The 22,079-nt window shown below is 70.6% G+C and carries 21 protein-coding genes; 13 read left to right on the plus strand and 8 right to left on the minus strand.

The window, feature by feature from the left end:
- The first annotated feature begins 67 nt into the window (after positions 1-67).
- Genes ACFU6I_RS21045 through ACFU6I_RS21060 form a run of 4 tightly spaced genes read left to right on the plus strand, consistent with a single transcriptional unit; the run spans position 68 to position 4,575 of the window.
- Positions 68-1,138 carry a hypothetical protein gene (locus ACFU6I_RS21045; protein ID WP_384368900.1) on the plus strand — a complete coding sequence of 357 codons (1,071 nt, stop codon included), beginning with the start codon at positions 68-70 and terminating at the stop codon, positions 1,136-1,138.
- Positions 1,138-2,355 (plus strand): toxic anion resistance protein, encoded by a 1,218-nt coding sequence (locus ACFU6I_RS21050; protein ID WP_384368834.1) that lies wholly within the window; start codon positions 1,138-1,140, stop codon positions 2,353-2,355. Before ACFU6I_RS21045 ends, ACFU6I_RS21050 begins: the two co-directional genes overlap by 1 nt.
- Positions 2,352-3,968, plus strand: a complete 1,617-nt coding sequence (locus ACFU6I_RS21055) for a substrate-binding domain-containing protein (protein ID WP_384368837.1) — start codon at positions 2,352-2,354, stop codon at positions 3,966-3,968. The genes ACFU6I_RS21050 and ACFU6I_RS21055 overlap by 4 nt, the downstream gene beginning before the upstream one ends.
- Positions 3,955-4,575, plus strand: a complete 621-nt coding sequence (locus tag ACFU6I_RS21060; protein WP_384368840.1) for a hypothetical protein — start codon at positions 3,955-3,957, stop codon at positions 4,573-4,575. Before ACFU6I_RS21055 ends, ACFU6I_RS21060 begins: the two co-directional genes overlap by 14 nt.
- A gap of 382 nt (positions 4,576-4,957) precedes the next feature.
- On the opposite strand, the gene ACFU6I_RS21065 is transcribed toward ACFU6I_RS21060, so the two are convergent.
- Positions 4,958-6,781, minus strand: a complete 1,824-nt coding sequence (locus ACFU6I_RS21065; protein WP_345515216.1) for a phosphoenolpyruvate carboxykinase (GTP) — start codon at positions 6,779-6,781, stop codon at positions 4,958-4,960.
- A gap of 195 nt (positions 6,782-6,976) precedes the next feature.
- Between ACFU6I_RS21065 and ACFU6I_RS21070 the strand changes: the two genes are divergently transcribed.
- Positions 6,977-7,690, plus strand: a complete 714-nt coding sequence (locus ACFU6I_RS21070) for a hemolysin III family protein (protein WP_384368843.1) — start codon at positions 6,977-6,979, stop codon at positions 7,688-7,690.
- A 219-nt stretch (positions 7,691-7,909) separates the two neighbouring features.
- The gene (locus tag ACFU6I_RS21075; protein WP_384368845.1) at positions 7,910-8,542 is read left to right on the plus strand and encodes a TetR/AcrR family transcriptional regulator; all 633 of its coding nucleotides are present in this window, start codon (positions 7,910-7,912) and stop codon (positions 8,540-8,542) included.
- Positions 8,543-8,618: 76 nt separating this feature from the next.
- On the opposite strand, the gene ACFU6I_RS21080 is transcribed toward ACFU6I_RS21075, so the two are convergent.
- Positions 8,619-10,634, minus strand: coding sequence for a thioredoxin domain-containing protein (locus tag ACFU6I_RS21080; protein WP_384368848.1), 2,016 nt, complete (start codon positions 10,632-10,634; stop codon positions 8,619-8,621).
- Between the two features lie 47 nt (positions 10,635-10,681).
- Positions 10,682-11,149, minus strand: a complete 468-nt coding sequence (locus ACFU6I_RS21085; RefSeq protein ID WP_384368851.1) for a recombinase zinc beta ribbon domain-containing protein — start codon at positions 11,147-11,149, stop codon at positions 10,682-10,684.
- 79 nt (positions 11,150-11,228) lie between these two features.
- Between ACFU6I_RS21085 and ACFU6I_RS21090 the strand changes: the two genes are divergently transcribed.
- Positions 11,229-14,486 (plus strand): tetratricopeptide repeat protein, encoded by a 3,258-nt coding sequence (locus tag ACFU6I_RS21090; RefSeq protein ID WP_384368853.1) that lies wholly within the window; start codon positions 11,229-11,231, stop codon positions 14,484-14,486.
- Between the two features lie 86 nt (positions 14,487-14,572).
- Here the strand turns inward: ACFU6I_RS21090 and ACFU6I_RS21095 are convergent, their stop codons facing one another.
- Together ACFU6I_RS21095 and mca are read right to left on the minus strand one after the other, a co-directional pair.
- Positions 14,573-14,812 (minus strand): hypothetical protein, encoded by a 240-nt coding sequence (locus ACFU6I_RS21095; RefSeq protein WP_384368856.1) that lies wholly within the window; start codon positions 14,810-14,812, stop codon positions 14,573-14,575.
- Position 14,813: 1 nt separating this feature from the next.
- The gene (gene mca, locus ACFU6I_RS21100) at positions 14,814-15,695 is read right to left on the minus strand and encodes a mycothiol conjugate amidase Mca (RefSeq protein ID WP_345515209.1); all 882 of its coding nucleotides are present in this window, start codon (positions 15,693-15,695) and stop codon (positions 14,814-14,816) included.
- A 153-nt stretch (positions 15,696-15,848) separates the two neighbouring features.
- On the opposite strand from mca, the gene ACFU6I_RS21105 reads away from it, so the two are divergent.
- Together ACFU6I_RS21105 and greA are read left to right on the plus strand one after the other, a co-directional pair.
- Entirely contained in the window at positions 15,849-16,265 is a 417-nt protein-coding gene (locus tag ACFU6I_RS21105) for a DUF4307 domain-containing protein (RefSeq protein ID WP_384368859.1), read from the plus strand.
- 203 nt (positions 16,266-16,468) lie between these two features.
- The gene (gene greA, locus ACFU6I_RS21110) at positions 16,469-16,966 is read left to right on the plus strand and encodes a transcription elongation factor GreA (protein WP_384368862.1); all 498 of its coding nucleotides are present in this window, start codon (positions 16,469-16,471) and stop codon (positions 16,964-16,966) included.
- A gap of 69 nt (positions 16,967-17,035) precedes the next feature.
- Here the strand turns inward: greA and ACFU6I_RS21115 are convergent, their stop codons facing one another.
- From ACFU6I_RS21115 to ilvA, 3 genes are all read right to left on the minus strand, one after another.
- Positions 17,036-17,890 (minus strand): ABC transporter permease, encoded by an 855-nt coding sequence (locus ACFU6I_RS21115; RefSeq protein WP_384368865.1) that lies wholly within the window; start codon positions 17,888-17,890, stop codon positions 17,036-17,038.
- Positions 17,887-18,909, minus strand: coding sequence for an ATP-binding cassette domain-containing protein (locus ACFU6I_RS21120; protein ID WP_384368868.1), 1,023 nt, complete (start codon positions 18,907-18,909; stop codon positions 17,887-17,889). The genes ACFU6I_RS21115 and ACFU6I_RS21120 overlap by 4 nt, the downstream gene beginning before the upstream one ends.
- A 93-nt stretch (positions 18,910-19,002) precedes the next feature.
- Positions 19,003-20,232: a threonine ammonia-lyase gene (ilvA, locus tag ACFU6I_RS21125; protein ID WP_384368871.1), complete on the minus strand. Its 1,230-nt coding sequence runs from the start codon at positions 20,230-20,232 to the stop codon at positions 19,003-19,005.
- A gap of 158 nt (positions 20,233-20,390) precedes the next feature.
- On the opposite strand from ilvA, the gene ACFU6I_RS21130 reads away from it, so the two are divergent.
- The 4 genes from ACFU6I_RS21130 (at position 20,391) to ACFU6I_RS21145 (ending at position 21,972) form a co-directional block, all read left to right on the plus strand.
- Positions 20,391-20,912 (plus strand): MarR family winged helix-turn-helix transcriptional regulator, encoded by a 522-nt coding sequence (locus ACFU6I_RS21130; RefSeq protein WP_384368874.1) that lies wholly within the window; start codon positions 20,391-20,393, stop codon positions 20,910-20,912.
- A gap of 62 nt (positions 20,913-20,974) precedes the next feature.
- Positions 20,975-21,469: a sigma factor-like helix-turn-helix DNA-binding protein gene (locus tag ACFU6I_RS21135; RefSeq protein WP_384036491.1), complete on the plus strand. Its 495-nt coding sequence runs from the start codon at positions 20,975-20,977 to the stop codon at positions 21,467-21,469.
- Entirely contained in the window at positions 21,466-21,717 is a 252-nt protein-coding gene (locus tag ACFU6I_RS21140) for a hypothetical protein (RefSeq protein WP_384368877.1), read from the plus strand. Before ACFU6I_RS21135 ends, ACFU6I_RS21140 begins: the two co-directional genes overlap by 4 nt.
- A 63-nt stretch (positions 21,718-21,780) precedes the next feature.
- On the plus strand, positions 21,781-21,972 hold the full coding sequence (locus tag ACFU6I_RS21145; protein ID WP_037688500.1) for a DUF1059 domain-containing protein: 192 nt from the start codon (positions 21,781-21,783) through the stop codon (positions 21,970-21,972).
- The last annotated feature ends 107 nt before the right edge of the window (positions 21,973-22,079 follow it).

A 22,079-nucleotide genomic window follows, 5' to 3' on the forward strand; every position in this document is an offset into this window, starting at 1 on the left:
CTGACGTCCACTCAACTCGACCTGGAATTTAGACTTCCGCGAGCAGGCTGCCTCCGTGAGACGCATCGTGGGAATCGTCCTGGCGGTGCTGCTGATCGGCGGAGTGGCAGTAGCCGTCGTAGCAGGCCGCGACAGCAAGGACACGAGCACGGCAACGAAGACCGTGCGTGGAGTGATCGGGTCGGAGAAGGCGGAGTTCTTCGCCGATCCCGATGTGGTGAAGGCCCTTGCTGCCAAGGGATTCACCGTGAAGGTGGAGACGTCCGGGTCCTGGGCCATGGACCGACTTCCCCTGAAGGGGTACGACTTCGCCTTTCCCGGCTCGAAGGCACCGGCCGATGAGCTGCAGCGCAAGTCCCCCGTCAAGGGCGGCCCGCTCAGGCCCTTCTACTCGCCGCTCGTCGTCGTCGCGCACCGCGGCGCCGCTCAGGTGCTGGCGGACAACGGGCTGGCGACGCTGAGCGGCAGGTCCAGCGGGAAGCTGCACATGGCCCCGTATCTGAAGGCCGCGAAGGCGGACCGGACCTGGCAGCAGCTGGAGGGCGCGGACGAACACGCCGAGCTGACCGGGACGTTGTTCATCACGAGCACCGATCCCGTCGCATCCAACTCCGGCGCCCTCTACCTCGCCGCCGCCTCGTACGTCGCCGACGGCGGCCGGGTCGCCGCCGACGACGCCGCGATCGACCGCACCGCGCCGCTGCTGAAGAAGCTGATCCAGGTGCAGGGTGCGCAGCAGACCAGCAGTGACGCGCCGTTCCGGGACTTCATCAGCGGAGTCGGCAATCCGCTGGTCCTGGTGTACGAGTCGCAGGTCACCTCGCTGCTGATGCAGAAGCAGCAACAGGAGCTCGGGGACCTGGTCGTCCTCTACCCGGACACCACCGTCTCCAGCGATCACACCCTCGTACCTCTGACCGCCTCGGGCCGGCAGCTCGGCGAGCTGCTCTCCGCCGACCCCGGGCTGCGCAGGCTGGCCGTGCGGCACGGCTTCCGCCCTCAGGGCGCGGCAGCCGAGTTCACCGCCGCGACCGGCGGCCACACCGACTACATCGACCAACAGCTGACCGGGATCCGCCAGGCGCCCGTGCCCACCGCAACGGTGCTGCGCGCGATGGCCCGCCGGACCCGCGGCTGATGACACACGCCTTCCGGGAGACCTCACCCATGACCGAAACCGAGCCTCAGCCGCTCGTCCTCACCCCGCCCGAGCCCGTCGCCCCCGTCCGTACCGAGCAGGCCGCCGGTCTCGTCCCGGTCGAGGACTCAGTGCGCACGGAGATGACGCGACGCGCCACCGAGTACGTCGCAGGCCTCGCCGGGCTCGATGCCCGCTCGCCCGAGTTCACCACCAGGATCGGGGAGATCGCCGCCCTCGGGCAGGGCGACATCCGAAGCGCCGCCCAGCAGTCCAACCGGATGCTGGACCGTACGGTCCGTGAGCTCTCGGCCGGGTCGGGGGACGGTGACGCCCGGTCGAGGGTCGGTGCCTCCCTCGTCGAGCTGCGCCGCACCGTCGAGGACCTCGACCCGCGTGACACCCCCGGTCGCGGCGCCCGCCGGCTGCTGGCGAAGCTGCCCGGCGGCAACAGGCTGCGCGATCATGTCGCGAAATACGCCTCCGCGCAGTCCACCCTGAACGGGATCGTGGGCTCGCTCCGCGGTGGCCAGGACGAACTGCGCCGCGACAACGCTGCCCTGCACACCGAGCGCACCCGGCTCTGGGAGACAATGGGCAAGCTCCAGGAGTACGTGGTCCTCACCGAGGCCCTGGACGGCGCGGTCGAGGAGCGCATCCGGGCGACGGAGGCCGCCGACCCCGTGCAGGCGGACGCCCTGCGGGCCGATGTGCTGTTCCCCGTACGGCAGAAGCACCAGGATCTGCTCACCCAGCTCGCGGTCTGCGCGCAGGGGCACCTGGCGATGGATGTCGTACGCCGCAACAACGAGGAGCTGATCAGGGGCGTCGACCGCGCCGCGACCACGACCGTCTCCGCGCTGCGGATCGCCGTGATGCTGGCATCGGCGCTGGAGAGCCAGCGCAAGGTGACCGAACAGGTGCAGGTGCTGCGCTCCACGACGGAGGATCTGATCCGCGGCAATGCGGAGATGCTCGCCACCCAGAGCGGGGAGATCCAGCGGATCGCCGCGGACCCGGCGGTGGGCGCGGAGACACTGCGGACTGCGTTCCAGCAGATCTACCGGACGCTGGACGCGATCGACACGTACAAGGTGCAGGCGACCGAATCCATGGCGGCGACGGTCGAGTCGTTGACGGCCGAACTCCAGCAGGTCGGGACCCACTTGGAGCGCAGCCGGACGGCGGGGGCCCTTGAGGGCGGCGGTCTCGGATGAAGGGCCGGTTCAGAAGGCTGCGCCGTCGGGTGTCGCGCAGGCTCGCCGCACTCCTGGCCGCCGCGGTACTCGTGCCGGTCGCCGCGTGTTCCGCGGCGGACGGTCCCGCGGCGTCCGGGAAGAAGGACGACGGTGCTCCGCGGGCCGGCACGCTGCGGGTGCTGGCATCCAGTGAACTGGCCGATATGAAGCCGCTGTTGGAGCAGGCGCGGAAGGCCACCGGGATCACTGTGCGGCCCACCTGGACCGGGACGCTCGACGCCGTCCAGCAGCTCGGCTCCGGGAAGGCGGACGGGGCGTACGACGCGGTGTGGCTGTCGTCCAACGACTATCTGCGGCTCCACCCGGAGGCGGCGAAGCGGGTCACGTCCGAGACGCCGCTGATGGCGTCGCCGGTCGCCATCGGCGTCAAGCCGGCAGTGGTGAAGCGGCTGGGCTGGGACCCGTCGCGCGTCACCTGGTCGCAGGTGCACCGGGCGGTGGCCGACGGGGAGCTGACGTACGGAATGACGGATCCGGCGCGGTCCAACTCCGGTTTCGCCGCGCTCGTTTCGGTCGCTTCGGCGCTGTCGGGCGCCCAGTCCGCGCTGACCGACGCCGATGTCCGCAAGGCGAGCGGAATGATGGAGGAGTTCTTCGGCGGGCAGCGGCTGACCTCCGGATCGTCCGGCTGGCTGGCCACCGCGTACGCCCGGCGGGGCACGGTCGACGCGCTGATCAATTACGAGTCCGTGCTGCTCTCCCTGAGCCGGGGCAGTCGTACCGGGCTGACGGTGATCCGCCCGCGCGACGGTGTGGTGACGGCGGACTACCCGCTGAGCCTGCTCTCCGCCGCCTCGCCGGAAGCGAAGGACTCGGTGCGCGCCCTGACCTCGTACCTCCGCTCCCCCGCCGTGCAACGGCAGCTGACCCGGGAGACGTTCCGCCGCCCGGTCGTCACGTCCGTGCGGCCCGCGGCGCCGCTGGCCGCCGAGGCGCGCCGTGAACTGCCCTTCCCCGGCTCTCGGTCCGTCGCGGACGGACTGGTCGACAGTTACGAGAACAAGCTCCGGCGGCCCTCGCGGACCGTGTACGTCCTGGACACGTCCGGGTCGATGAAGGGCGAGCGGCTGCGGAGGCTGAAGGCGGCGCTGACCGGGCTGACCGGGGACTTCCGGGAGCGCGAGGAGGTCACACTGCTGCCGTTCGGGTCGTCGGTGAAGCGGGCGCGCACACATACGGTCGATCCCGCCGATCCGCGGGCGGGGCTTGCGGCGATCGAGGCGGACACCGCCGCCCTGACCGCGAGCGGCGAGACGGCGATCTTTTCGAGTCTGGAGTCCGCCTACGACCGGCTGGGTCCGGACACCGGGTCCGCGTTCACCTCGATCGTCCTGATGACGGACGGCGAGAACACGACCGGCGACTCGGCCGACGACTTCGCCGGCTTCTACCGTTCGCTCCCGGCTGCGCGCCGCGTCACCCCCGTCTTCCCGGTCGTCTTCGGCGACTCGGACCGTGCGGAGCTGGACGCGATCGCCTCCCTGACCGGAGGCCGGCTCTTCGACGCGACGAAGGACCAGGGGCCGGGCTCTCTGGACGGGGCGTTCGAGGAGATCCGTGGCTACCAGTAGAGCGCCGGGCCGGCTCCTGGCGTACATCGAGTCGCGCAAGAACCTCACCGGGAGCGCCTGCGGGATCGCCGGGCTCGCCCTCACCTTCACCGGGCTCGCGGGGGCGTACTGGCCGGTGGTGATCGTCGGGCTGTACGGCGCGGGTGCGCTGATCGCCCCGCCCGAGCGGCCGTCCGCCCCGGACTTCCCCGACCCGTCGTCCCAACTGGATTCGTTGCGGGCCGACTTCGTGACTCTGCGGGCGTATCTGGACGAGGTCGAGCTGCCGCCCGCCGCGTCCGGGCGGCTCGTCGAGCTGACGGAGCTGCTGGCGGGGCTGCTCGCACCCGGCTGGGTCTGCGAGGCCCTCGCCACCGACCCGGAAGGCATCCACGCCCTGTCGCGCGCCGTGCACCAGGACATCCCGGAGTCCGTGGACACGTATCTGCGGACCCGCTGGTGGACGCGGATCGCACCGGGCACCGAGCCGCCCGAACGTCACCTCGAACAGCAGCTGTCGCTGCTGCACCGGGAGGCGGAGTCGCTGGTCGCGGGGTTGCGGGAGGCCGAGGCGCGCCGACAGCGGACGCACACGCGATACCTGGAGGACCGGGGTCGGTCCGACTGAGCCCCGTCGGACGCGCACCGTCGCCGACGCCGTCGAGTCCGTGTGCAGAGCGTCGCCGGCGTAACTCACCGTGCACGTCACCGAGTCCCCCACAGGCCCGGTCGGCCTCCGGACGGCTCGACCGAAGGCGATGTGAAGGGGCATCAAAGCCATGTGAAGGTCTCGTGTGCAACCCTGCGGCGATGTGCGGATGTTCTCTATAAAAAGGGGCGGGAAAGGGCGGCCCCCGGAACCGTAAGGGGATTCCGGGGGCCGTTCCGCGGCGGGCTGTTGACCCCACAGGTCAGGGCGGATGTCGGAAGACCCGGCCGCGGGGATCGAAGGGGCGCGCTCCAGGAGTACGCCCGGGTGGGCGACGCCTCGAAGGCGCCGCCCGGGAGCATCAGCCCAGGCGCTGGACCAGCGCGCGGTACTCGTCCCACAGTTCCTTCGGCGTGTGGTCACCAAAGGTGTTGAGGTGCTCGGGGACCAGCGCCGCCTCCTCGCGCCAGACCTCCTTGTCGACCGTGAGCAGGAAGTCCAGGTCGGACTCGGAGAGGTCCAGGCCCTCGGTGTCCAGGGCGCCCTTGGCGGGCAGGATGCCGATCGGCGTCTCGACGCCCTCGGCCGTGCCCTCCAGGCGCTCGACGATCCACTTCAGAACACGGCTGTTCTCGCCGAAGCCCGGCCACACGAACTTGCCCGCGTCGTTCTTGCGGAACCAGTTCACGTAGTAGATCTTCGGGAGCTTCGCCTGGTCCTTGTCGGCGCCGACCTTGACCCAGTGGTTCATGTAGTCGCCCATGTTGTAGCCGCAGAACGGCAGCATGGCGAACGGGTCGCGGCGCAGCTCGCCGACCTTGCCCTCCGCGGCGGCGGTCTTCTCGGAGGCCACGTTGGCACCGAGGAAGACACCGTGCTGCCAGTCGAAGGACTCGGTGACCAGCGGCACGGCCGAGGCGCGGCGGCCACCGAAGAGGATGGCCGAGATCGGCACACCCTTCGGGTCCTCCCACTCGGGCGCGATGATCGGGCACTGGCCGGCCGGGACGGTGAAGCGGGCGTTGGGGTGGGCGGCGGGCGTTTCGGACTCGGGGGTCCAGTCGTTGCCCTTCCAGTCCGTGAGGTGCGCGGGAAGCTCCTCGGTCATGCCCTCCCACCACACGTCGCCGTCGTCGGTGAGCGCGACGTTCGTGAAGACGGAGTTGCCCCACATCGTCTTCATGGCGTTGGCGTTGGTGTGCTCGCCGGTACCCGGGGCGACACCGAAGAATCCGGCCTCGGGGTTGATCGCGTAGAGACGGCCGTCCTCACCGAACCGCATCCAGGCGATGTCGTCGCCGATCGTCTCGACGGTCCAGCCGGAGATCGTGGGCTCCAGCATGGCGAGGTTGGTCTTGCCGCAGGCGCTCGGGAACGCGGCGGCGACGTACTTCGACTCACCCCGCGGCGGCGTGAGCTTGAGGATCAGCATGTGCTCGGCGAGCCAGCCCTCGTCGCGGGCCATGACCGAGGCGATGCGGAGCGCGTAGCACTTCTTGCCGAGCAGGGCGTTGCCGCCGTAGCCGGAGCCGTACGACCAGATCTCGCGGTCCTCGGGGAAGTGCGAGATGTACTTGGTGGAGTTGCACGGCCACGGAACGTCCTCCTGGCCCTCCTCCAGGGGCGCGCCCAGCGTGTGGACCGCCTTGACGAAGAAGCCGTCCGTGCCGAGCTCGTCGAGGACGGCCTGGCCCATGCGCGTCATGGTGCGCATCGAGACGGCGACGTACGCGGAGTCGGTGATCTCGACGCCGATCGCGGACAGCGGGGAGCCGACGGGGCCCATGCAGAACGGCACGACGTACATCGTGCGACCCCGCATGGAGCCGCGGAAGACACCCTTCTCACCGGTGAAGATCTCCCGCATCTCGGCGGGGGCCTTCCAGTGGTTCGTCGGGCCCGCGTCCTCCTCCTTCTCGGAGCAGATGAAGGTGCGGTCCTCGACGCGGGCGACATCGCTCGGGTCGGAGGCGGCGTAGTACGAGTTCGGGCGCTTGATCTCATCGAGCTTGGTGAACGTGCCCTTGGCCACGAGCTCCCCGCACAGGCGCTCGTACTCGGCTTCGGAACCGTCGCACCAGACCACACGGTCCGGCTCGGTGATGGCTGCGATCTCGTTCACCCAGGAGGCCAGCTCCTGGTGACGGGTGGGAACAGTGAGGGGAGCCGCGATGTCGCGCGCCACGATCGCTCCTTGTTGAGGGTGTCTTTGGGCAGTTGCCCCGTGGGGGCTGCGACCCGGATGCTTCGTAGCCGCTCATCCGGTGCCGACCATACTCATTTGATCATCCGACCGATTCGCCCATATGTCCAGAGGAGTGCCCACGTGAGCATCGCCACTCACGTCCGCAACCTACGGTGGCGTAGGTAGCATGCGGTCATGACTGCTGCCGCCGCCGCGCCCGAACCAGCCGAGGTCGAACCAGCCGAGCCGGGCCCGGCCGAATCGGCGCCGGGCCCGGTGAAGCCGCGCATGCGCGGCTGGCTGCATGCCGGAATGTTCCCCGCGGTACTGATCGCGGGGATTGTTCTGATTGCGCTCACGGACAGTATCCGCGGCCGGATCGCCTGCGGCATCTACATCGTGACCGCATGCCTGCTCTTCGGCGTGAGCGCGGTCTACCACCGCGGCACCTGGGGTCCGCGCGGCGAGGCGGTGCTGCGCCGGCTGGACCACGCCAACATCTTCCTGATCATCGCGGGCACGTACACGCCGCTTACCCTGCTGCTGCTCCCGGAATCGACCGGGCGTCCGCTGCTCTGGGCGGTCTGGGCGGCAGCCGCCGCCGGCATCGCCTTCCGGGTGTTCTGGGTCGGCGCCCCCCGCTGGCTGTACACCCCCTGCTACATAGCGATGGGCTGGGCGGCGGTCTTCTTCCTGCCCGATTTCATGCGCACCGGCGGGATCGCGGTCCTGGTCCTGGTCGTCGTCGGCGGCCTGCTCTACAGCGCGGGCGGCGTCATCTACGGGATCAAGCGACCCAACCCGTCACCGCGGTGGTTCGGCTTCCACGAGGTCTTCCACTCACTGACCCTGGCGGCCTTCACCGTGCATTACGTCGGCATCTCGCTGGTGGCGTACAACCACGCCTGAGCGAACCCCCTCCCCACCCCCAAGGGCCGCGGCATCCGAGCCGCGGCCCTTTTGCATGGCAAGGCACCGTCGCCCGGCGCCCACCGCATCGACGGACCATCGGCGCCGCGCCGCCGGTGACCGCGCCACCGGCGGGGGCACTGCCGACGGACGCCGGCCCGACGCGGACCGGGACGCCGACGTGGCCGCCGAATCCGTCGATGCATGAGAATGGCAACCATGGCCGCCACCTCCCGCACCTCCTCCGCCACGCCCGTCGAGGCGCAGGCCCGGCCGGGGCTGCGCGAGCGCAAGAAGCTCAAGACCCGGGTGGCGATCCGCAGCGCCACGTACCGGCTGATCGCCGAACAGGGGTACGAAGCGACGACGATCGAGCAGATCGCCGAGGCGGCGGAGGTGTCACCGAGCACGGTGTTCCGGTACTTCGCGACCAAGGAGGACATCGTCCTCACCGACGAGTACGACCCCGTCATGGAAGCGGAGATGCGGAACCGTCCCGCGGACGAGCCGCCGCTGGAATCGCTGCGGTTCATCATGACGGAGGCGCTGACGGCGTTCCTCGCCACCGAGGAGGAGGAACTGCGCCGACGCACCCGGCTGATGGTGGAGGTCCCCGCAGTCCGGGCACGCATATCCGAGACCATGTCGGACACGGCGAAGGTCCTGGCCCGGGTACTCGCCGACCGCAGCGGCCGCAGCGCCGACGACCTGGAGGTCCGGGTGTTCGTCGCCGCGGTGCTGGGGGCGCTGCGCGAGGCGACGTTGTACTGGGGCGAGCACGACCAGAAGGGCGACCTGATAGCGACGGTCAACCGGGCCATGGACACACTCGAGGGCGGCCTGACGCTCTGACGCAAGCGGTGCGCCGGACCGTCGGCCCCGGTGGGTGGGGACCGCGGACGCAGCGCCGACCGGGCTCCTCCCGGGGTCACCCCCCGAGCTTCCGTGCCAGCTCCCCCGCATCCGTGGTCGGCGCGTCGCACACAAAGTGCCGGCAGACGTACGCCGTCGGCGCCCCGCCCACCATCGGCCGGTCCACCAGCAGCGGAAACTCCGCGCCACCGGTCTCGCCCGCCGCGACCACCGCCCCCGGCGCCCGCCCCAGCAGTGCCGCACGGTGCAGTCCGCCGCCGACCGGGCCGGAGACCGCCACCTCGCGCGGGCCGTCGAGCAGCGCCTCGGCAACCGCGAGCCCCCACCCGATGAACCGTGGAACACGTGGCCCGAGCGCCTTCACCACCCCCAGCGCACTTTCCGCGGCCGCGCGATGGGCCTCGGATCCGGTGTGCGCGGCGTACGAGAGCAGCGCTCCGGCCGCCGCCGTCCAGCCCGCCGGAGTCGCACTGTCGGTGGGGTCCTGCGGGCGGCGGATCAGCTGCTCGGCGTCGTCCGCCGTGTCGTACAGCTGCCCGCCCTCGCCGGTGAAGTGCTGCAGCACGATGTCGAGCAGGAAGCCGGCGAACTCCAGCCAGACACCCTCGCCGGTGACGGCGGCCAGCGCGAGGAAACCCTCCGCGACATCGCCGTAGTCCTCCAGGACCCCGGCGTTGTCACCCGCCCGGCCGTCCCTGGACGTCCGCGACAGACGGGCGTTGTCGCCCATGTGGACCCGGACCAGCAGGTCCGCCGCCTCGGTGGCGCGTTCGATCAGGTCGGGCCGGTCGAAATACGCCCCGGTCTCGGCGAGCGCGGCGATCGCCAGACCGTTCCAGGCCGCCACCACCTTGTCGTCCCGCCCGGGACGCGCCCGCTCCTCGCGCGCCGCGAGCAGCCGGGCCCGCACGTCGGCGGCCCGGTCCGGGTCCACCGCGTCGTCGGTGCGCGGCAGTTGGAGCACGGACGCACCCTCCTCGAAGGTGCCCGCCTCGGTCACCCCGAAGTACTCCGCGGCGAATGTGGCGTCCTGCTCTCCCAGCGCCTCGCGCAGCTGCGCGGGCGTCCACACGTAGAACGCGCCTTCCGCGTGGCTGCCGCCGCCGTCCTCGCTGTCGGCGTCGAGCGCCGAGGCGAACCCGCCCTCCGTCGTCCGCAGTTCGCCCACGATGAAGTCGGCGGTCTCCAGCGCGACCCGCCGGGCCAGGCCGGAGCCCGTCGCCCGCCACAGATGCGCGTACACCCGGCAGAGCAGCGCATTGTCGTAGAGCATCTTCTCGAAGTGCGGTACGACCCATTCCCGGTCCACCGAGTAGCGGGCGAAGCCGCCGGCGAGCTGGTCGTACATCCCGCCCCTGGCCATCGCCTCGCAGGTGTCGGCGGCCATCTGCAGGGCGCCCTCGGCACCGGTCCGGGCGTGGTGGCGCAGCAGGAACTCGATCGTCATGGACGGCGGGAACTTCGGGGCGCCGCCGAAGCCCGCGTACTTCTCGTCGTAATCCCTGGTCAGCCCGAGCAGCGCCTGCGAGAGCTCCTGCTCGCCGGGCAGTCCCTCCCCGCCGTGCGCCAGCGAGCGGCCTGCCAGGTCGTGCACGATGCGCCCGGCGACCTCGGCGACCTCGTCGGGACGTTCGGTCCAGGCGGCTACGACGCCTTCGAGGATCTGCCGGAAGGACGGCATGCCGTGACGGGGCGCAGGCGGGAAGTACGTACCGAAGTAGAAGGGCTCGGCGTCGGCGGTCAGGAAGACGGTCATCGGCCAGCCGCCCTGCCCGGTCGCCGCCTGCACCGCCTCCATGTAGACGGCGTCGACGTCGGGCCGCTCCTCGCGGTCGACCTTCACCGGGACGAAGTGCGCGTTCATGTATGCCGCGGTTTCTTCGTCCTCGAAGCTCTCGACCGCGAAAACATGGCACCAGTGGCAACTTGAGTAACCGACGCTCAACACCACCGGAACGCCCCGCTCCCGGGCCTCCTCAAAGGCCTCGGGCGACCAAGGCCACCAGTCGACCGGATTGTCGGCGTGCTGAAGGAGGTACGGAGACGTCTCATGGGCCAGGCGGTTCGGCATACCTCCATCCTGCCTGAATGGACCCGCTCCATCCCGTGACCCGGCCCTCAAGCCGCAGGATCGGATGCCGACACTCGGTCCGCCCACTTCCGGACCGGCGTCACACGTGAGTAGTCCCAGGCCCGGTTTCCCTTCACCCCCGGCCGGATCACGAAGCACTCGAAGACCGAGGCGATCACCTTGCGCCGCTCAGCAAGGTCCATGGCACCCGACATCCAGCGCTCGCGAATGGACTCCGGCAGTCGCACGGGCCCGCGGCCTCCGTCGGGAAAGAGAAGCCTCTCGATGGCGTCGTCCACGAGCGGGCCACTGATCGCGCATCGTCCGCAGCCGCGACCTGCGGCGCCATTGCAGATGTAGTTGTACGGGCTTCTGCGACTCCTGCTGCTCCTGGAGCCACCCATCTTGCGGTCGCACACCTGGCCGGGCGCGGTCTTCCCGCCGCAGCGCAGAAATCCACTGGCCAGGTATCCCGGCTCGCCGCCTGAGCGCAACGGCTGTTCAGGTCCGGCCACTTGCCCCTCATGCTCTCTCGCGCTCAGCCGCCCCACGAAGGACACTTGTCCCGAACAGAGCTCTCGGAGGGGGACGGACATGCGGGACAGCCACCGGGCTGAAGCCGAACGGCTGTTGGTACGCGCCGTGGAGGAGGAAGTACGCCGTTCGGGGGGCAGGGCCGACGCGGGTGCGCTGACGGCGCGCGGGCGGGCGGCGCTCGACTCGCTGGCGGCGAGCGCGGCCGAGGAGTACGCCGCGTACACGCAGGCGCTCGACGCGATGGAGGCCGGGCAGAAACCCCTGTCGCAGCAGTTCAGCAAGGCGGCGATGGGAACTCCCCTGCTGGTCACGGGGGTTGCCGCGGCAGCGGCGTTCGGCGCCGATCTCGCGTTCGGTACGGCGGCGGGGCCGGCGCTCGGCGCGGGCGCCGTCGTCGCCGTCGCGGGCGCCGCGGCCACCGTCGTCAAGGTGACCGCCTCGCACTGGCCCGCCGCCCACCGGCACGCGGGTGCGGCGGGCCAGCCCGGCGGGCCCGAACAGCTGCGGCTGCAGTGGCTGGCGGCGCTGGAGGTGCGGGGCATCCGCCCGTTCCTGGACCAGCAGCGGATGCTGAGCGCGTCGTCCCGTGCGCCGAAGAAGAAGGCCGCCGCCGCCGTGCCGCAGCTGCGCGGCGGTGACCGCAGTGCGGCGGCGCGCAGGCGGTCGCTGCTCGACCAGTCCTTCGGGCATCTGCCCGCCCCCGACGGTCCGTTCGCCGGCCGCCGGGCGGAGCTGGCGCAGATCGCCCAGTGGGTGCACGCGGCCCGCGCGTCGACGGAGACCAAACCGACCGTCGTCGTCCTGCACGGCACGCCCGGCTCCGGGCGCACGGCACTCGCGGTGCGGGCGGCGCACGAGCTGAAAGACCAGTTCCGGGGCGCGTGCGTGGTGGATCTGCGTTCCGATGTCACCGGCGAGAACCCGCTGCCGACCCGCGACGCGCTGCTGCACCTGCTGAACCGGCTCGGCGCGCCGCGCGAACAGCTGCTGTTCCGGGATGGGGTCTCCCCCGATCGAGCGGAGTCGGGATCCCGGGGCAGGTCCTCCGCCGAGCAGCAGGTGCGACGGCTCAGCGAGCTCTACCACCAGCATCTGACCGGTACGCCCGTGACGATCGTCCTCGACGACGCCGGTGACCCGGCGCAGGTCCGTACGCTCATACCGGAACGCTCCGACAGCCTGGTTCTCGTCACCGCCCGCGCCCCTCTCGACCTGCCTGCCGACATTCCGGCGTGGGTGCATCAGCTGCCCGTGGGCCCGCTGGACCCGGCGGGTGCGGAGGAGCTGCTGCGCGTGTCGGCGCAGGAGGAGGAGCAGGGGCCGTACGACTCCCAGTCGACGGACGCGATCGCGGAGCTGTGCGGTGGGCTGCCGCTGGCGCTGCGGGTCGCGGGTTCCTCGCTCGGGCCGCGTACGCGCACGGCGCTGGCCACCGAACTCGCCGCGTACGGTCCCGTCGCGCCCGTCGAACGGGCTCTGTGGCTGCGCTACACCGACCAGTCCGAGCAGGCGCGGAGGCTGCTGCGCCGGCTCGCGCTGGCCGGGCGCGCCAGCCTGGGCGCGGCGGCGGCCGCGGCGCTGCTGTCCGCCGAGGAACAGGAGGCGCAGTCGCTGCTGACGGCCCTGTCCCGGGCCGGGCTGCTCGACCATGTGCGGGGTACGCGCTACCGGTTGCACGATCTCGTACGGGGTTTCGCCCTGGCCCGGCTGCGTGACGAGGAGGAGGCGGCGGACCGTACCGCCGCGCAGGAGCGGCTGATCCACAACTATGCGGAGCTCGCCGGTGCGGTGATCCGGATGGTGGACGGGAAGATGTCCACCCGGGCGGCGCAGTTCGGTTCGCACGGGTTCGGTTCGCTGGACGCGGCACTGCACTGGCTGGACGACGAGTCGAGCTTCATCACCTCCGCGCTGCGGCATGCGGAGGGCGTCGACCAGGGGGCCGTGCTGGACCTGCTGGGCGCACTGTGCGACTACTGCCTGCTGCGCGGCGACCTCTACCGCCTGGGTGAGATCAGCGAGCTGACGCAGGCCGTCGACAAGGGGCTGCTGGAGCGGTCGGTCCAGTGGCGTACGGGCATCGCGGCCCGGCAGCTCGGCGAGCTGGACAAGGCCCGCACCACGCTGTCCTCGGTCGTCGGTCTCTACCGCGAGGCGCAGAACGACGCGGGCACGGCGCTGGCGCTCTGCTCGCTCGGCATCACCCTGCACCACCAGGGCAACCTCACCGAGGCGTCCGCGCGGCTGCGCGAGGCGATCGCGCTGCAGTCCTCCGACGGACAGGCCGAGGACCGGGCGTGGTCGCTGCACGCCCTGGCCGCCGTCGAGCGCGACCGGGCGAACCTGGCGGAGGCCCTGGCCCTCCTCGACACGGCGCTGATCCTGCACCGGGAGGGCGAGTCGCTGCACGGCGAGGCGTGGACGCAGTTCCAGCTGGGCCAGGTGCTGCTGCGGATGGGCGATGTGCCCGGGGCCGAGGAGACGCTGCGTACGGCCCTGGAGCTGTACGGCCACACCCGTGACGAGCGCGGCGAGGCGTGGGCGCTGACCCAGCTGGCCCGCGCCCGGCTGCTCGAGGGCGCCCCGGGCCCGGCAGTCGACGAGTTGCGCCGGGCGCTCTCCCGCCACCGTGACAACGAGGACGCGCGCGGTGAGGCGTGGACGCTGTACTACCTGGGCCAGGCGCTGGAGGAGGCGGGCGACACCGACCAGGCGGTGCGGGAGCTGGAGCGGTCGCGCACGATGTTCTCGCGGATGCGGGACGTCTACGGGCTGGCGTGTGCCCGGCACCACTCGGGCCGGGTCACCCGCGACCAGCGGGCCGCCCGGACCGGCAATCTGCGCAACTCCGGTTTCGCCCGTCAGCTCCTGGCCGACGCCCGGGCCGACTTCCGGCGCATCGGCGTCGCCCACGGCGAGGCGTGGACGTGTCTGGAACTGGCCCTGGTCGACGCGGGGAACAACCGGGCGGCCCAGGCGCTCGCGCTGTGCGACGAGGCGGTGGAACTGTTCGACTCGTACGGCGACACGCGGGGCGCCGACTGGGCCCGCTTCCTGCGCTGCACTCTGCTGCCGTACGCGTCGGCGGGCGGCACGGAGGTGGGCACCGTGGTGGCCCAGCAGGAACTCGCCGACCTGCTCCGGGCCGGGCACCCGAACCGCGACGGCAAGCTGGTGGACTGCGCGGAGGCGTTCACCGTGGTCCTGAACCGCGGGATCGACCTGGAGGACGGCTGGCAGGCCTGGCGCCTGGGCATGACACCGACCCGCCATGCCCGGGAAATCATGGGCGTGGCAGTGGAAGCACGGTCATAGCCGCCGTCCCGGCACTCTCGCCGGACGGGCCTTTCAAGCCCGTCCGGCTTGAGGACAAGGGCACCGACCGGTTGCGCCGGAACCCGCTATTTCGCGGACCCGGCCCGCGCCCCGGATGCGTCGGCCCCGGCCGACCCCGCATCCGGATCCGGCGCCTCCTCGAAGTTCACCCTGCCCATGTGCCGGTTCATGGACTTCATCAGCAGCCACACGCCCACCGCGAGCGCCGCGAAGACGAGGAAGCCGAGGACGCCGGGTGTCACCTTGTTCTTGTCGAACTCCTCGGCGAGAGGAACGACGTGGGTCAGTGCCTGGGTCGCGTACATATCAGGCATTGTCGCGGATGCCCGCGAAGAGGTCGCTCTCGGGGAGGGAGGTATCGACGAGAGACTTCGCCAGCTCGTACTCCTCGGTCGGCCAGACCTCCCGCTGGATGTCCATCGGCACCCGGAACCAGCCGCCGTCCGGGTCGATCTGCGTGGCGTGCGCGATCAGCGCCTTGTCCCGGATCTCGAAGAACTCCGCGCACGGAACGTGCGTGGTCAGCGTCCGCTCGACGCGCTCGAACTCCTTCCAGCGCTCCAGCCACTCGCCGTAGGGCGACTCCAGGCCGCGGGCGAGCAGCGCCTCGTGCAGCGCCACCGTGCGCGGACGGTTGAAGCCCTGGTTGTAGTAGAGCTTCTGCGGCTGCCAGGCGGGGCCGAATTCGCTCTCGGGGAACGTCTCGGTGTCCGCGGCGCCCTCGAACGCGATCATCGTGATCGTGTGGGTCATGATGTGGTCGGGGTGCGGGTAGCCGCCGTTCTCGTCGTACGTGGTGATGACCTGCGGCCGGAACGCGCGGATGGAGCGGACGAGACGCCCCGCCGCCTTCTCCTCGTCCTCCAGGGCGAAGCAGCCCTCGGGCAGCGGGGGCAGCGGGTCGCCCTCGGGCAGCCCCGAGTCGACGAAGCCGAGCCACTCCTGCTTGACGCCCAGGATCTCCCGGGCCTCGTCCATCTCCTTCTTCCGTACCTCGTGGATGTGCTCCTCGATGTACGGGTCGCCCTGGAGTTTCGGGTTGAGGATGGAGCCGCGTTCGCCTCCCGTGCAGGTCACAACCAGCACGTCCACCCCCTCGGACACATACTTGGCCATGGTGGCCGCGCCCTTGCTCGACTCGTCGTCGGGGTGGGCGTGGACGGCCATCAGTCGAAGCTGCTCAGTCAAGACTCGATCCTCAGTGATTCGGCCGCCACCGGGTGGCGCCGTCCCGGAGGGACGTCGGTGCGGGGCGGCGGTCGGGTGGCGGGTGAGAGGCTTCTATAGTGACCGAACCGGGGGGCGGAAAATTCCTCGATCTCCGGTACGGGAGGAACGATCATGGTTGCGGTGCGTGAAGCACTTCCGGAGGGCCGCTACGGGCGCTCCGCGGACGAGCGCGCGGACCGCAAGCTCAAGATCATCGGCTCGGTGCTGGGCGTCGCGCTGCTCGGCGTGGTCGGCTGGATCGGTTACGACTACGTGGCGGGCCAGGGCATCAGCGCCGAGGTGATCAAGTTCAGGATCGCTGCGGACGACCGGGTCGACATCCACCTCGAGGTGCGCAAGGACCGGGACGCGAAGGGGTACTGCACGCTCCGCTCCCAGCAGGTGGACGGCAGCGACGTGGCCCGGAAGGACATCCGCTTCGACGACCGTTCCGACCGGATCGACCGGATCGTCTCGTTGCGTACGACCTCGCGGGCGACCAGCGTCGAGCTGCTGGGCTGCACGGTTGACGGCGGGTCGTCGAACTGACCGGAACGGACCTGCTCTGACCTGCGATTATCGCCGCTGACCTGCATTGACGCGGTCATAGCGGTTTACCTTCTCCCCCTTTTCCTGGGGAATTGTTAGGCTCGTGGTTTCGCCCACCCGTGGAGGCACATGCTTCTGGGTAGGGCGATGCTTTGTATTCCCAGTACCGACGCTTGAATATCCAGTACCGACTAGGAGCACCTGTGACCCAGACCAGCGAAAACGTCACCTGGCTCACGCAGGAGGCGTACAACCAGCTCAAGGCCGAGCTGGAGTACCTGTCTGGTCCCGCGCGCACGGAGATCGCCGTCAAGATCGCGGCGGCCCGTGAGGAGGGTGACCTCCGGGAGAACGGCGGGTACCACGCGGCCAAGGAGGAGCAGGGCAAGATGGAGTTGCGGGTGCGCCAGCTCACCCAGCTCCTGGAGCATGCGAAGGTCGGCGAGGCCCCCGCCGACGACGGCGTGGTCGAGCCCGGCATGGTCGTCACCATCGCGTTCGACGGTGACCCCGACGACACCATGACGTTCCTGCTCGCCTCCCGCGAGTACGCGAGCGCGGACATCGAGACGTACTCTCCGCAGTCTCCGCTCGGTACCGGCGTGAACGGCAAGAAGATGGGCGAGGACGCCGAGTACGAGCTGCCGAACGGCAAGTGGGCCTCGGTGAAGATCCTCGCGGCGAAGCCCTACTCGGGCTGAGCCGGCCACCGGACACGGCAGAACACCAGGAAGCCCCGGCCGCCGACGGCCGGGGCTTCCTCGTGTTCCTCAGGCGGTCGCCGAGCGGTACTTGCGGACCGCGAGGGTCCGGAAGACCACGATGATCAGCACGGACCAGATCAGCGAGGCCCAGACGGCATGCTGCATCGGCCAGGCGCCCGACGGGGAGACGCCCGGGTTCCCGAAGAGCTCGCGGCAGGCCTGGACGGTCGCGCTGAACGGGTTCCATTCGGCGATCGGCTGGAGCCAGCCCGCCATGTTCTCGGTGGGCACGAAGGCGTTCGAGATGAACGTGACCGGGAAGAGCCAGATGAGACCGCCCGACGTGGCCGCTTCGGGGGTGCGGACCGACAGACCGATCAGCGCCCCGATCCAGGAGAAGGCGTACCCCAGCAGGAGCAGCAGCGCGAAGCCGCCCAGCACCTTGCCGGCGTTCTCATCGGTGCGCCAGCCGACCAGCAGGGCGACGACCGCGAGAACGACCAGGGTGAGCGTCGTCTGGACGAGGTCGGCGAGCGTACGGCCGGTGAGGACCGCGCCGCGCGCCATCGGCAGCGAGCGGAACCGGTCGATGAGGCCCTTGTGCATGTCGTCCGCGATGCCCGCACCGGCGCCCGCGGTGGCGAAGGTCACGGTCTGCGCGAAGATGCCCGCCATCAGGAAGTTGCGGTAGTCACTGGGGCTGGTGGAACCGCCGATCATCATGGAGCCGCCGAAGACGTAGCTGAACAGCACCACGAACATGATCGGCTGGATCAGCCCGAAGATCACCATCTCCGGGATCCGGGTCATCCGGATCAGATTCCGCTTGGCGACGACGAGGGAGTCGCGGACCGACCCGCCGATGCCGCCGCCCACCCTGGGGGCTGCCGCGAGGCGCGGCGTGTCCGTCGTGGCAGTCACTTGCTGACCTCCTGTGCGGCCTTCCTGTCGGTCTGCGCGCCGGGACCCGGGACCGTCCCGCTCTCGTCCGTCTCCGGCGTCTCGGCGACATGGCCGGTGAGCGAGAGGAACACGTCGTCGAGGGTCGGGCGGCGCAGTCCGATGTCGTCGATCTCGACCCCGCGGGTGTCGAGATCACGGATGATCTCGGCAAGCAGCTTGGCGCCGCCGAAGACCGGGACCGTCAGTTTGCGGGTGTGCTGGGCGACGGTGACCTCACCCTTGCCGAGGTTGGTGAGGACCGCGCGGGCCGGATCGATCTGGTCGGGGTGGTGGACCACGACCTCGACGCGCTCGCCGCCGGTCCTGGCCTTCAGTTCGTCGGAGGTGCCACGGGCGATGACGAGGCCGTGGTCGATGACACAGATGTTGTGCGCCAGATGGTCGGCCTCCTCCAGATACTGCGTGGTCAGCAGCAGAGTGGTGCCGCCTGCGACGAGCTCCTCGATGACCTCCCACAGCTGCTGCCGGTTGCGCGGGTCGAGTCCGGTCGTCGGCTCGTCCATGAACATCACCGGCGGGGAGACGACGAGCGCCGCCGCCAGGTCGAGGCGGCGGCGCATACCACCGGAGTACGTCTTCGCGGGGCGGTCGGCCGCGTCCGCGAGGTTGAACCGCTCCAGCAGCTGCGCCGCACGGGCCTTCGCGTCGCGGCTGCTCATCTGGTAGAGCTGACCGACCATCTGCAGGTTCTCACGGCCGGTCAGATACTCGTCGACCGCGGCGAACTGGCCGGAGAGGCCGATCGAGCGGCGGACCTCGTTGGGTTTCTTCAGCACGTCGATGCCTGCCACGACGGCCCGGCCGCTGTCGGGTTGGAGCAGCGTCGTGAGGACACGCACGGCAGTCGTCTTGCCCGCGCCGTTGGGCCCGAGGAGGCCCAGGACCGTGCCCTCCGGCACGTCGAGATCAACACCGCCGAGTGCTCGTACATCGCCGAAGGTCTTCACCAGACCTTCGGCGTAGATGGCGCCTGGCATATGGGATTCCCCCAGAGCGTTTGTTGACTTACTCGACAGATCCTAGGTTTGCGCGCCTCTCCCCGCCCGGCGAACGCCCAACCTGACGGCATGTCATTCCGTCACCAGGTAGCCCGCACCACGCAGCTTCGCGGTGACCTCCTCGCAGTGCTCGGGCCCCTTGGTCTCCAGATGCAGGTCGACCTCCGCCTCGGTGAGTCCGAGCCGCGGATCGGTCCGCACATGGCCGATGTCGAGGATGTTCGCGTCGGCGACGGTCAGCACGGAGAGCAGCGTGGCCAGTGCCCCCGGGCGGTCCGTGAGCCGGACCCGCAGGCTGAGATAGCGGCCGGCGGTCGCCATGCCGTGGGTGAGGATGCGCTGCATCAGCAGTGGGTCGACATTGCCGCCCGACAGCAGGGCGACGACCGGTCCGCGGAACGACTCCGGGGCGCTCAGCAGCGCCGCCACCGGGCTCGCCCCCGCCGGTTCGACGACCAGCTTCGCCCGCTCCAGACAGAGCAGCAGCGCGCTGGAGAGTTCGGCCTCGGAGACCGTGCGGACCTCGTCGACCAGCTCCCTGACGAGCTCGAACGGTACGTCGCCGGGGCGCCCCACCTTGATGCCGTCCGCCATCGTCTGGAGCGAGCCGATCGCCACCGGGTGGCCGGCGGCGAGCGACGGCGGGTAGCAGGCGGCGCCCGCCGCCTGGACTCCGACGATCCGCACGTCGGGCCGGACCGCCTTCACGGCCACGGCGATGCCCGCGGCGAGTCCGCCGCCGCCGACCCCGACGACGATGGTGCGGACCTCCGGGCACTGTTCGAGGATCTCCAGGCCCACGGTGCCCTGTCCGGCGATGATGTCCGGGTGGTCGAAGGGGTGGATGAAGACCGCGCCGGTCTCCTGGGCGTACTCCTCGGCGGCGGCGAGGGTCTCGTCGACGACGTGACCGTGCAGCCGGACCTCGGCTCCGTACTCGCGGGTCGCGGCGACCTTCGGCAGCGGCGCCCCGACCGGCATGAAGACCGTTGAGCGTACGCCGAGCAGTGCAGACGCGAGTGCGACACCCTGCGCATGGTTTCCGGCGCTTGCGGCGACGACTCCGGCCGCCCGCTCGACCGGGGAGAGGCCGGCGATCCGCACGTACGCGCCGCGCAGCTTGAACGAGCCGGTCCGCTGCAGGTTCTCGCACTTGAAGTGGACCGGCGCTCCGACCAGCCCGGACAGGTGTCGGCTGCCCTCCATCGGGGTCATCCGGGCCACGCCGGAGAGCATCTTCCGTGCGCCGCGGACGTCGTCGAGGATCACTGGGGGAAACGGGGGTGGCGTACGGAAGTTCATAACCGCAAGTCTCGCAGCTGGACACGGGGGCCGGACGCCGTGCTGGTGCCGTCCTGCGTCGTTGTTCGCAGGTTTGTGCAGCACTGGTACACGTTGCCCCGTGGCCGCGTACTCTGTCCCCCACCCATCCGAACACCGCACGAAGAGAGCCCCCGGCCATGCCCCCTCAGGACATGACGACTGTTGCGTCTCCTTCCGGGGGCGCCACCCCCGACTCCACGGGTCCCGACCACCTCCTCGATGTTCTGCAGCACCAGGTGGCCGTCTTCGCCCGCCGTGCCGAGCAGACCCGCCTCGGCGGTGTCGGCCAGGTCCGCAATTCCATGGACCGGGCGGCATATCTGCTGCTGAACCGACTGGACCGCGAAGGCCCGATGGGCGTCAAGGCGCTGGCCGCGGGCATGGGGATCGACTCCTCGACCGTGACCCGTCAGGTCGCGCCGCTCGTCGACACCGGTCTGGTCAAGCGGACCTCGCATCCGGAGGACGGCCGCGCGGTCGTGCTTCAGCTGTCGCCGCGCGGACATGCGCGGCTGGACGAGGTGCGTGCGTCGCGGCGGGAGCTGATGTCGCAGGTGACAGGGGAATGGACGGCGGAGGAGCGCGAGACGTTCTGCACGCTGCTGACCCGCTTCAACGCGGCGCTGGCTGCGCGGCAGCACCAGCCCACGGGTGGCTGAGGACCGGATTACGCCTGCACGACCTCTTGACCCGGGGGCCTCCCCGGCGATCCGATGTGGGTGTGCGAGAGCGGCAGACAGGACTTCAGCGGCGGCGCGCCCAGGAGTTCGAGGCCTTTGTGGCGGGCGCCGCGGGCCGACTGCTGCATACCGCCACCCTGCTCACCGCAGAGCCGACGCAGCCGCCCGGCGCGAACGAACGGGCGCAGCGGCTGCTGACCGCAGCCCTGGCCCGCACGTACGCGGCCTGGGACGGGCTGCACGGCGAGGATCCGTACGACCGCACCCGGCAGGAGCTGGCCATCCGGTTCGCCCATGAGGCGTGGCGGCACCATCGGCCGCGGGGTGGGCTGTTGGATCCGCTGACCCCGCGGGAGCGGCTGGTTCTCGTGCTGCGGCTGTACGAGGGGGTCGCGGAGGAGCAGACCGCCGCGTTGCTGGGGCTTCCGGTGGACCGGGTCCGGGCGCTCTGCAACCGGTCGGTGGCCACGATGCGCGGCACCCGCAGGCCCACGGCGCGGCGGTTGCCCGTACGACTGCTGGGGGTGGGGCCATGAGCCGTCAGAGCCAGAAGGAGGAGCAGGTCCAGCGGATGCTGGACCTGCCGCATCCGCAGGTCCCCGCCGATCTGGCGGAGCGGGCGGCGGAGCAGGGCGGCCGGATACTGCGGCGGCGCCGTGCGTTCCGTGCACTGGTGGTGTTCGTGCTGTGCGTGGCGGTGGTCGCGTTCACGGTGTGGGTGATGATCGCCGAGCCCTGGCACGTGCCGCCCGCGGAGACGACCCCACCCCTGGACGGGACATAGAGCCCGATTCCTGCGGACCTATCCTGAATGTGGCGGCATGCCGTACGCGCCGAGGAGACCGTCATGACCAGGAAGATCGCTGACTGTCGCAAGCACCCGAGCGTCACGAACTGCTCGCTCACCATCGCCGGTGAGGAGGAGGAAGTGGTGCGAGCCGCGACGGAACACGCGGTCTCCGTCCACGAACACGCCGACAGCCCGGAGCTGCGGGAGCAGATCCGGGCGTCGCTGGAGGACGAGAAGGTCGACGCCTGACCCCCAGGACGCCGGGCGGGCGGGACGAGCGCCTGCCCGCCCGGTTCTGTGTCGCCGGACTCCCTGGACCTCTCCGGTGCTGCGGCCGGAAGGGTTCACCGGCTCGC

This window comes from Streptomyces sp. NPDC057486 (genome assembly GCF_042802415.1).
Classification (GTDB): Bacteria; Actinomycetota; Actinomycetes; order Streptomycetales; family Streptomycetaceae; genus Streptomyces; species Streptomyces yanii.